Raw genomic sequence first — 10600 nt, forward strand, 5'->3', positions numbered from 1 at the left:
ATCCCGGTGCGCACGGCCATCTCGGCCAGGGTCGCCCCGGACGCCTGCCGGATCCGCCGCACCTGGACCCCGATCGCGCGTTCCAGCCTGCCCTCCTCGGGCGCCGGCTGGTCGATCTCGCGCAGCGCGGGGCCGTGATCGATCTCCGGGTCCTCCGGTTCGCCGGTCATCGCATCTCGCCGGCCCCGGCGTAGGGGTGCGGGCTGCGCAGCAGGTCCCCCTCGGCGAACCGGGACAGCCGGAAGTCGCGTTCCGGGATCTCCGGCACCGAGCTCGTCCGGTCGACCACCAGGTCGGCGACCAGCGTGCCGACCGCGGGGGAGATCTTGAACCCGTGCCCGGAGAACCCGGCGGCGACGACCAGGCCGTCCGGCCCGGTCCGGGAGATCACCGGGTTGAAGTCGGGTGTCACGTCGTAGCAGCCGGCGTAGGTGGTGGCGACCGCGGGATCCGCCAGGCCGGGCAGCCGGGTGCCGACCTTGCCGATCGCCTGCTCGACGAACGCGTCGTCCGCCCGGTCCGGGTAGCGGTCCGGGTCGGCCGGTTCGAGCACCGACAGGTCGGAGTTGCCGAACAGGATCGCGCCGTCGCCCTCCGGGCGGATGTACTGCAGCGACACGAGATCGGAGAATACCGGGACCGGGCCCAGCGCCGATCCCGGATCGATGATCACCAGCTGTTCGCGGTGCACGGTGATCGGCAGGTCGATCCCGAGCGGCGCCAGCAGCCCGACCGACCACGGCCCGGCCGCGACGACGACGGTGCCGGCGCCGATCGACGTGCCGTCGGCGAGGGTGACCCCGGTGATCCGGTCGCCGTCGGTGGTCAGCGCGGTGACCGGGCTGTGCTGGCGCAGCCGGACCCCGGCCGCGCGGGCGGCGGCCAGGAAGCCCTGCGCGGTCCGGTAGGCGTCGCCGTAGCCGCCGCGCTCCTCCCAGGCGAACGCGGCGAACGGGGTCAGGTCCGCGACCGGCCACAGCTGCTGCACCTCGGCGTGGCCGATGCTCTCGGTGCGGACGCCGACCGAGCGCTGGTCGGCCATCGACGCGTGCAGCGCGGCGACGTTCGGCTCGCCGACGCCGACCACGTAGCCGGTCCGGCGGAACCCGACGTCGGTACCCAGCACCTCGGCGGCGTTCTCGAGGACGTCCAGGCTGCGGGTCGCCATCGCGGCCAGCGACCGCACCCCGTAGTGGCAGCGCACGACGCCCGACGACTTGCCGGTGCCGCCGGAGCCGACGGTGGACCGTTCGACGACGACGACGTCGGTCACCCCCCGCCGGGCCAGCGCCCAGGCGGTCGCGCAGCCCTCCAGCCCGCCGCCGACGATCACCACGTCGGCGGTGCTCACGACGGCGCCCCGGGGATCCAGGACGTCCCGGCCAGCGGCACCCGGGCCATCGCGGCGGACTCGACGGTCAGCGCGACCAGGTCCTCCGGTTCCAGGTTCCGCAGGTGCGACTTGCCGCAGGCGCGGGCGATGGTCTGCGCCTCCATCGTGAGCACCCGCAGGTAGTTCGCCAGCCGGCGGCCGCCCTCGACCGGATCGAGCCGGGCGGCGAGCTCCGGGTCCTGGGTGCAGATGCCCGCCGGGTCGCGGCCGTCCTGGAAGTCGTCGTAGAAGCCGGCCGCCGAGCCGAGCGCCTCGTACTCGTCCGCCCGGCCGGGATCGTTGTCGCCGAGCGCGACCAGTGCGGCGGTGCCGATGGCGACGGCGTCGGCGCCGAGCGCCATCGCCTTGGCGACGTCGGCGCCGGTCCGGATCCCGCCGGACACGATCAGCTGCACCTTCCGGTGCAGGCCCAGCTCGGTCAGCGCCTGCACGGCCTGCGGGACGGCGGCCAGCGTGGGGATGCCGACGTGCTCGATGAACACCTCCTGGGTGGCCGCGGTGCCGCCCTGCATCCCGTCGACGACGACGACGTCGGCGCCGGCGGCCACCGCCAGCTTCACGTCATAGTAGGTCCGGGAGGCGCCGATCTTGACGTAGACCGGCGTGCGCCAGTCGGTGATCTCGCGCAGCTCCAGGATCTTGATGGCCAGGTCGTCCGGCCCGGTCCAGTCCGGGTGCCGGCAGGCCGAGCGCTGGTCGATCCCGGCCGGGAGGGTGCGCATCGCGGCGACCCGGTCGGAGATCTTCTGGCCGAGCAGCATCCCGCCGCCGCCCGGCTTCGCGCCCTGCCCGAGGACGATCTCGATCGCGTCCGCGGAGCGCAGGTGCGCCGGGTTCATCCCGTACCGGGACGGCAGGTACTGGTAGACGAGGTGCCGGGACTGGCCGCGCTCCTCGTCGGTCATGCCGCCGTCGCCGGTGGTGGTGGAGGTGCCCGCCTCGCTCGCGCCGCGCCCGAGCGCCTCCTTGGCCTGCGCGGACAGCGCGCCGAAGCTCATCCCGGCGATCGTGACCGGGATGTCGAGGTGCAGCGGGTGGCGGGCGTTGCGGTCCCCGAGCACGACGTCGGTGGCGCACCGCTCGCGGTAGCCCTCCAGCGGGTAGCGCGACATCGAGGCGCCGAGGAACAGCAGGTCGTCGAAGTGCGGGAGGGCGCGCTTGGCGCCCCAGCCGCGGATGTCGTAGACGCCGGTGTCGGCGGCCCGCCGGATGCCGGCCATGGTGGCGCGGTCGAAGGTGGCGGACTCGCGCAGGCCGCGGCTGGCGGGGTCCATCAGTAGCTCCCGGAGCGAGTGCTGGTGAAGTGGTAGAGCCGGCGCGCCGAGCCGTAGCGGCGGAACTCCGCCGGATCGTGGTCCAGCCCGGCGGCGGCGAGCAGCCCGGCCAGCTCGGCCCGGTGCTCGTCGCGCAGCGGCTTCTCGACGCAGTCCGCGCCGAGCTCGCCGACCGAGCCGCGGACGTAGAGCCGGGCCTCGTAGATCGAGTCGCCGAGCCCGTCGCCGGCGTCGCCGCACACGACGAGCCGCCCGGCCTGCGCCATGAACGCGCTCATCGGGCCGACGTCGCCGCCGACCACGATGTCGACGCCCTTCATCGAGATGCCGCACCGCATGGAGGCGGAGCCGCCGATCACGAGCAGGCCGCCGTGCGCGGTGGCGCCCGCCGACTGCGACGCGTCGCCGGTCACCCGGACCAGCCCGGACATCATGTTCTCGGCGACGCCGGTGCCCGCGTTGCCGTGCACGGTGACGGTGCCGCCGTCGTTCATCCCGGCCGCGTAGTAGCCGGCGTGCCCGCGGACGTCGACGGTCAGCGGGGCGGCGATCCCGGCGGCGATCGCGTGCGCGCCGCCCGGGTTGTGCACCTCGTAGTGCGACGACGCCGGTGCGTGCAGCGCCGCGTTGAGCGCGCGCACGGTGCTGACGGCGAGATCGACGGTGGCCGTGGCGGTCAGCGTGTCCATGCGTAGACCTTCTCCGGTTCGGGCTCGTAGAGCCGGGCGTGCTCGACGCCGGGCAGCCCGGCGAGCGCCCGGTACTCCGACGCCATCGCCACCCAGGCGTCGGTCTCGGCGATCACCGCGGGCTTGCAGGCGATCGCGTCGCGGACAACGGCGAACCCGTCGGCGCTGGTCACCAGCAGGGTGTAGAACCCGTCGAAGCGTTCGCAGAGCAGCCGCAGCGCCGTGTCCAGGTCGTCGCCCCGGGCCAGCCGGGCGGCGACGAACCGGGCGCCGACCTCGGAGTCGTTGTCGGAGTCGAACTCCACCCCGGTGGCGCGCAGCTCGCGCCGGATCGTGGCGTGGTTGGCGAACGAGCCGTTGTGCACCAGGCACTGGTCCGGCCCGACCGAGAACGGATGGCAGCCCTGCGGGGTCACCGCGGACTCGGTCGCCATCCGGGTGTGCGCCAGGCCCTGCCAGCCCTGCGCGGACCGCAGGTCGTAGGTCCGGGCCAGGTCGGCCGGTGCGCCGGTCCCCTTGTAGACGGCGAGATCGGTGCCGGACCCGACGACGGTGCCGCCGGGCACGGCGGTCCGCACGGCGTCGACCAGCTCGGCGGTCCCGACCGGCGCCGCGAGCACCGTGGTGTCCCCGGCCGCGGTGACCAGCGGGTCCGGCCCGCCGGGCAGCGCGGCGCGCACCGCGGCGGCCGCGCCGTCCGGCGTGACGCCCGGCGGCAGCAGCACCGATACGGCCGCGTGCCCCTCGGGGCAGCGGCGCCGGTCGCCGTACACGGCGACCCCGGCGGAGTCCGGGCCGCGCTCGGCGACCTGGCACAGCATGGTCTCCAGCAGGCGTCCGAGCTGCGGGTACAGCCCGGGATCGCGCAGGTGGAGTCCGACGATCCCGCACACGGGCGGCTCCCTCGGCTCGGTGGATCAGAAGGCGGTCAGGTAGCGGTCGTGCTCCCAGGAGCCGACGGTGCCGTGCCAGTCGAAGAACTCCTCCCGCTTGACCTCGGCGAGGTAGCCGGCGACGCCGGGGCCGGCCACGTCCAGCGCACCGGTGACGACCGGATCGGCACCGAGCGCCTCGACGGCGTGCAGCAGCGTCGGCGGCAGGTCCGGCCGGACGACGGCGTCCGGCCCGGTGCCGGGCGGCCCGGGATCGGCGGCCCGGTCGATGCCGTCCAGGCCGGCGGCGAGCGCGACGCTCAGCGCCAGGTACGGGTTGGCCGAGCCGTCGCCACCGCGCAGCTCGATCCGGTCGCCGTCCGGGATGCGGACGAAGTGGGTGCGGTCGTTGCCGCCGTAGGTGGCGCGCCGCGGCGACCAGGTCGCGCCGGACCGGGTGGAGGTGGCGCCGGTGCGCTTGTAGGAGTTCACCGTCGGCGCCAGCACCGCCTGCATGCCCGGTGCGTGGTCGAGCACGCCGGCCAGGAACTGGTAGGCCAGCGCCGACAACCCGAAGCCGCGCGGATCGGTGTCGTCGGGGAAGCGCGGGTCGTCGCCGGACCACAGCGACAGGTGCAGGTGCATGCCGGAGCCGGTGCGGTCGGCGAACGGCTTGGGCATGAAGGTGGCGGTCATCCCGCGCTGCTCGGCCAGCACCGAGATCAGGTAGCGGGCGGTGATGACGCGGTCGGCGGTGGTGAGCGCGTCGGCGTAACCGAAGTTCTGCTCGAACTGGCCGTTCGCGTCCTCGTGGTCGTTGGCGTAGTTGCCCCAGCCGAGCGCGTTCATCGCGGTCGAGACGGTCGTGAGGTGGTCGTACATCCGGGTCACGCCGCGGGCGTCGTAGCAGGGGCGGGCGGCGTCGTCGCGGGAGTCGGCGGGGGACAGCGTGCCGTCGGCGTCCCGGGACACCAGGAAGTACTCGACCTCGGCCCCGGCGCGCAGCTCCAGGCCGCGCCGGGCGGCCCCGGCGATCGCCGCCTTCAGTGCCACCCGCGGCGCGTAGCGCCAGGGGACGCCCTCGACGTGCGGGTCGCAGTGCACCAGGGCGAGGCCCTCGCGCACCCAGGGCAGCGGCGTGTAGCTGGCCGGGTCCGGGATCGCGATCAGGTCCGGGTCGCACGGCTGCTGGCCGATCGCGCCGACCGCGTACCCGGCGAACCCGACGCCGTCGGTGACCAGCTCGTCGACGGCCTCGACCGGCACCAGCTTCGCGCACGGCTTGCCGGTGAGGTCGACGAACAGGGCGAGCAGGAACCGGATCCCGTCGGCCCGGGCGCGGCCGGCGAGATCGGCGGGGCCCGCTGCGGGATCGGTGGTCGTCGTGCGCGCCGGTGACGGCGAGGTGAGGGTCATGGGGGCTCCTTCGGGCGCTCCGGCGACACTCGGCGGCCCAGTGTCGGGTATCTCAGTGGGAAACACAATATCGCGCTAGGAGATTCACTGGGTTTCCGGCGCGTGACGGCGGATGACGGGCCGGGAACGTCCCCCGACACAGCACCGCCCGGCCCGCGGTCGAGGCGGGCCGGGCGGTGGTCGTGCGGAGGGTGGATCCGGTGGACCGGGCCGTCAGGTGGCCGCGGGACTGCTCTGCGACGCCCCGGAGGTTCCCGGCTCCGCGGCCGCCCCGGACGGGCCCGGGGTGGCGGTGGCGGCGAGGCCGGTGCCCATCCGGCTGCCCCGCTCGAAGTCGTAGGCGCTCTCCGCGTGCACGGTGACGTCGAGGCCCTCCAGTTCGGTCTCGTCGTCGACCCGCAGGCCCATCGTCCGGTCCAGCGCCCAGGCGATCAGGTAGGTCATCCCGAACGAGTACACGCAGGTCACCGTGATGGCGACGATCTCCCGCCAGACGATGTCCCAGCTGCCGCCGAACAGGATCCCGGTCAGCCCGGCCGGCGCGTTGGACGCGGCGAACAGGATCACGCAGACGGTGCCGACGATGCCGCCGACGCCGTGCACGGCGAACGCGTCGAGGGTCTCGTCGATGCCGAGCTTCTTCTTCCAGGTGCACGCCCAGGCGACGACCGCACCACCGGCGAAGCCGACCAGCAGCGCACCGATCGAGTTGACGGCGTCCGCGGACGGGGTGATCGCGACCAGCCCGGAGATCATGCCGGAGGCGAGGCCGAGGGTGGTGGCGTGACCGTCCCGCAGCCGCTCGACCAGGCAGAACCCGGCCATGCCCGCGGCGCCGGCGAGCAGCGTGGTCAGGATGACGTACTGGGCGAGGAAGTTCGCGCCGCCCGCCGTGCCGCCGTTGAAGCCCATCCAGCCGAACCACAGGATGCCGGCGCCGAGCACCACCAGCGGCAGGCTGTGCGGGCGTTCGGCCTGGTTGCGGCGCTTGCCCAGGACCAGTGCCAGTGCCAGCGCCGCGACGCCGGCGTTCATTTGCACCGCGGTGCCGCCCGCGTAGTCGTGCAGCTCCAGGCTGTTGAGCATCCAGCCGCCGGTGACGCCGGCCTCCTCGTCGTCGGCGGCGAACACCCAGTGCGCGAGCGGGAAGTAGACCAGGGTGAGCCAGACCGGGGCGAACACCAGCCACGCGGAGAACTTCATCCGGCCGGCGGCGCCGCTGGCCACGATGGCGATCGTGATCGCGGCGAACAGGATGAAGAACGCCGCCCAGAACACGTTCTCCGGGCCGCCGGAACCGGCGTCGTCGTGCACGCCGGCGAAGCCGAGGTACTCGACCGGGTTGCCGATCAGGCCCAGGCCGCCGAGCGAGTCACCGGAGACCATGCTGTGCCCGAGCAGGACGTAGAGCACGGAGGCGATCCCGAGCGTGCTCAGCACCATCATGATCATGTTGAGGGCGTTCTTGCTGCTGGTCATCCCGCCGTAGAACAGTGCCAGGCCGGGGAACATCAGGAGGACCAGCGCGAATGCGGCGAGCAACCACGCGAGATCTGCTGCGGGCACGGGCAACTCCGGTGTGAGTGGGGATCAGGGACCCGCCGGACCCGGCGGAAGGGACGAACGTCGTGGGCGAAGCAAACCGGACATCGGTTTCACCCCAGTTAACGAGAGTTACGAGGCTGACACGACTGGGTGATCAGGCCGCGCTGCCGAGCAGGAACCCCGCGGCGCGGTCCCGGAACCGGGTCAGTCCCTTGTAGTCGGCGATGTCGTCGGGCAGCTCGGACAGCACCCGGCCGAGCCGGACCCGCCAGGCCGGCACGGCGGCGATCTCCGCCAGCGGGGCGAGGTGGGTGCGGATCAGGAACAGCAGCGCGCCGGACTCGCCCAGCCGGATCAGGTGCTGCACCTCGACCCGCAGGTGCAGCCGCCGGGCCAGCTCGTCGTCGGGCACCCCGGCGACCAGCCGGCGGTCCGGCCCCCACAGCGGGTAGGTCTCGGTCGACTGGTCGAGCCGCCGGTCGACCGACATCGTCCAGTTCGTGCGCCGGTACTCCTGGCCGGGCTGCAGGCGCATGAGGAAGCGCTCGGCGCGGGCGATGACGCCCTCGGTGTGGACCCGCGGCACCGGGCCGTGCACCTCGAGGAACCGCATGCCGACGTCGAACCGCAGTGACCAGTCGGCGGCGAAGGTGACCAGGCCCGCGTCCACCCAGAGCGCGCCCTCGCGCTGGTCGAGCAGCACGACGTCGTCCTGGACCTGCGAGCAGAGGAACCTCAGCGGGCCGCCCGGGACGCTCGCGTCGTCGCCGTCGGTGAACACCTGCGTGGTCCCGAGCAGGCGGTTGGACCAGGCGAACCGGCCGCCGCCCAGCTCGTCGAGGGTGAAGGTCGCCGGATCCTGGGCGGCCAGCTCGTGCAGCACGGTCAGCAGCGCGTCCCAGCAGGCCCCGGCCATGTGCGGCAGCACCGTGCAGCGCGCGGGATCGGCGGCGAGGATGCGCTCCCGCTCGACGAGCTCGGCGCGGTAGTACCGGTCGATGTCGAGGATCGTGGCGCCCCAGCGGCCGGCACCGGTGTCCACCGGGGTCCGGGCCGGTTCGACGTTGGCGGAGTACCGGTAGCTGTCCTCGCGGAACGGGAACGGGAAACCGGTCGGGCTCACAGGTCCACCTCCAGGGTGTCGGACGCGCTGCGGGAGACGCAGCACATGACCGCGCCGTGCCGTTCGTCCTCGGCCAGGAACTCGTCGCGGTGCAGCGGGGTGCCGCCGAGCACCGGCACCCGGCATTCGCCGCACACCCCCTGCCGGCACAGGTGCGCCACCGGGACCCCGGCGGCCAGCAGGGCGTCGAGCAGGCTCGCGCCGCCGGGGACGGCGACGTCCCGCCCGGAACGCGCCAGCCGGACGGTGAACGGGACGCCGGGTACCGGCTCCGGGGCGGTGAACCGCTCGGAGTGCAGCCGCCCGGCGGGCCACCCGAGCCGCGCGGCGCGGTCGAGGACGTGATCGACGAGCGGTTCCGGGCCGCAGGTGTAGAGGTGCGTACCGAGCGGCTGGCGCACCAGCAGCGCTTCGAGCCGGGCGGCGAACGCGGCCCGCCCGGTCACGGCGGTGAGCCGGTCCCCGAGCAGGGCGGCCAGCTCGGACCGGTAGGCGCCGGTCCCGGACCGGTGCACGTACAGCATCTCTACCGGCCTGCGGTGCCGGACGGCCGCGCGGGCGTGCGCCAGCATCGGGGTCACCCCGATCCCGCCGGCGACGAGCACGTGCCGCCGGGCCGAGGCGACCGGGGCGAACGCGCTGCGCGGGCCGTCGGCGACGATCCGGTCACCGGCCCGCAGCCGGTGCAGCCGGACCGAGCCGCCGCGGCCGCCCGGGAGCCGGAGCACCGCGATCCGGTACTCCTGTGCGGGGGTGCCCGGGCCGAGCAGCGAGTAGGAGTTGCGCAGCCCGTCGCCGCAGTCCAGCACCAGGTGGCTGCCCGCCGGGTGGCCGGGCAGCCGCCGGCCGGCCGGATCGGCCAGGGCCAGCTCGCGGATCCCCGGGACGATCTCGGTGCTCTCCCGCACCAGCAGCGTCCGCGGGCCGGTCACGACGCCTCCTCGGCGTCGGCGGAGAAGCCCAGGTAGCAGCCCTCGCGACGGGACACGTGATGGTGCACCAGCAGCGTCCGGCCGCAGCCCGCGCAGCCGGTGCGGCCGCCGACCGGGACCTCGGCCGTCGTCGTGGTGTCGCAGTGCGGGCACCACACCCGGCGCACCCGGTCGTCGGTGGCGAACGTGGTCGTCTCGGCGGTCAGCAGGCCGCGGGCGAGCGCGACCGCCCCGATCCGGAGCACGTCGCACTCCGGCCCGGCGACCATCAGCCGGATCCCGACCCGGGCGGTGGCGAGCCGGGTGTCGAGCTCGCCGAGCAGCGGACCGGCCGACGCCGCGGACAGCTGCTCGGCCGGGATCCCGGCCGCCCCGGCCTCGGCGCGCCAGGTCCGGGCGACGGTGGCGGCGCCGTCGCCGACGGCGAGGACGAGGACCCGCCGCGCCGCCCGGTCGACGCCGGGCGGCACCGCCGGCCGGCGCGGGACGCTCGTGTGCTCGGGCGAGGTCATGAGACACGGTATCCGCTACGGAAACCGGATCCGGTTGCCGTTCCGTGACATGTCGTTACGGCGCCATGACCGCAACGGCCTTCCGACCTGCCGGATCTCCCGGCCCGTCAGCTGGTCCCGGATCGCAAGGTCCTGTACGTATGTACGGGACACCGGACCGGACCGGGAGGAGCGACGTGGCGACCGAGGCGACGGTGGACCGCCGCGCGGCGATCGTCCGCGCGGCCTACGAGCTGGTCGCCGAGCACGGCCTCGGCGGCCTGACCCACCGCAGGACGGCGGAGCGGGCCGGGGTGGCGCTCGGCCTCACCACGTACTACTTCGGCTCGGCCGACGAGCTGGCCGGGGCGGCGCTGGAGCACGCGGCCGCGCTGGCGGGGGAGGGGCTGCACAGCTGGGCGGAGCGGATCCGGGCCACTGACGACCTGCCCGGCACCCTCGCCGAGCTGATCCTGGACCGGATCGACGACCGGCTGCGCGCGGTGGCGGACCTCGAGCTGCAGCTGGCGGCGGCACACCGGCCGGGACTGCGCCCGCTGCCGCTGGCCCGGATCGAGGGGCTGGCCGCGGTACTGGCCGGGCGGGTGGGCACCGACGCCGCACGGGCCGCCGTCGCGTACGTCGACGGCACCGTGCTGACCGCGCTGGTCACCGGGGAGCGCCCGGACCGCGACGCGCCGGCCGCGGCACTGGCGGCCCTGCTGGACGTCCGGCCGGAGACCGGCCGGCGCCGCCGCCCGCCCGGCCGGGACCGGACGGTGGAGCAGGTCATCGGGGACGAGGTGCGGCGGATCCGGCAGGCGTCCGGGGCGACCCTGGCCGAGATGGCCGTGCGCACCGGGAT

At 74.6% G+C, this 10600-nt stretch carries 10 protein-coding genes; 1 reads left to right on the forward strand and 9 read right to left on the reverse strand.

What is annotated here, in order from left to right; translation table 11 throughout:
* Nucleotides 1–166: 166 nt before the first annotated feature.
* From ABD160_RS16430 to ABD160_RS16470, 9 genes are all read right to left on the reverse strand, one after another.
* On the reverse strand, nucleotides 167–1351 hold the full coding sequence (locus ABD160_RS16430; RefSeq protein ID WP_344023311.1) for an NAD(P)/FAD-dependent oxidoreductase: 1185 nt from the start codon (nucleotides 1349–1351) through the stop codon (nucleotides 167–169).
* Complete coding sequence (locus tag ABD160_RS16435) at nucleotides 1348–2667, reverse strand: FMN-binding glutamate synthase family protein (RefSeq protein WP_344023313.1); 1320 nt, start codon at nucleotides 2665–2667, stop codon at nucleotides 1348–1350. Before ABD160_RS16435 ends, ABD160_RS16430 begins: the two co-directional genes overlap by 4 nt.
* Nucleotides 2667–3356, reverse strand: coding sequence for a glutamate synthase (locus tag ABD160_RS16440; RefSeq protein WP_344023315.1), 690 nt, complete (start codon nucleotides 3354–3356; stop codon nucleotides 2667–2669). The genes ABD160_RS16435 and ABD160_RS16440 overlap by 1 nt, the downstream gene beginning before the upstream one ends.
* A complete protein-coding gene (locus ABD160_RS16445; protein ID WP_344023317.1) occupies nucleotides 3344–4249 on the reverse strand; it encodes a class II glutamine amidotransferase domain-containing protein in 906 nt (301 codons plus the stop codon). The genes ABD160_RS16440 and ABD160_RS16445 overlap by 13 nt, the downstream gene beginning before the upstream one ends.
* Nucleotides 4250–4273: 24 nt before the next feature.
* A complete protein-coding gene (gene glnT, locus ABD160_RS16450; RefSeq protein ID WP_344023319.1) occupies nucleotides 4274–5644 on the reverse strand; it encodes a type III glutamate--ammonia ligase in 1371 nt (456 codons plus the stop codon).
* 213 nt (nucleotides 5645–5857) lie between these two features.
* Complete coding sequence (locus ABD160_RS16455) at nucleotides 5858–7210, reverse strand: ammonium transporter (protein WP_344023321.1); 1353 nt, start codon at nucleotides 7208–7210, stop codon at nucleotides 5858–5860.
* A gap of 133 nt (nucleotides 7211–7343) precedes the next feature.
* Nucleotides 7344–8312 carry a heme-dependent oxidative N-demethylase family protein gene (locus ABD160_RS16460; RefSeq protein ID WP_344023323.1) on the reverse strand — a complete coding sequence of 323 codons (969 nt, stop codon included), beginning with the start codon at nucleotides 8310–8312 and terminating at the stop codon, nucleotides 7344–7346.
* Nucleotides 8309–9244, reverse strand: a complete 936-nt coding sequence (locus ABD160_RS16465) for a PDR/VanB family oxidoreductase (protein ID WP_344023325.1) — start codon at nucleotides 9242–9244, stop codon at nucleotides 8309–8311. Before ABD160_RS16465 ends, ABD160_RS16460 begins: the two co-directional genes overlap by 4 nt.
* Nucleotides 9241–9756 (reverse strand): dimethylamine monooxygenase subunit DmmA family protein, encoded by a 516-nt coding sequence (locus tag ABD160_RS16470; protein WP_344023327.1) that lies wholly within the window; start codon nucleotides 9754–9756, stop codon nucleotides 9241–9243. The genes ABD160_RS16465 and ABD160_RS16470 overlap by 4 nt, the downstream gene beginning before the upstream one ends.
* Nucleotides 9757–9932: 176 nt before the next feature.
* Here ABD160_RS16470 and ABD160_RS16475 point away from each other — a divergent pair.
* Nucleotides 9933–10600: TetR/AcrR family transcriptional regulator (locus ABD160_RS16475; protein ID WP_344023329.1), on the forward strand; the 668-nt coding region annotated here is incomplete at its 3' end.

The sequence above is a fragment of the Pseudonocardia kongjuensis genome (genome assembly GCF_039526905.1).
Taxonomy (GTDB): Bacteria; Actinomycetota; Actinomycetes; order Mycobacteriales; family Pseudonocardiaceae; genus Pseudonocardia; species Pseudonocardia kongjuensis.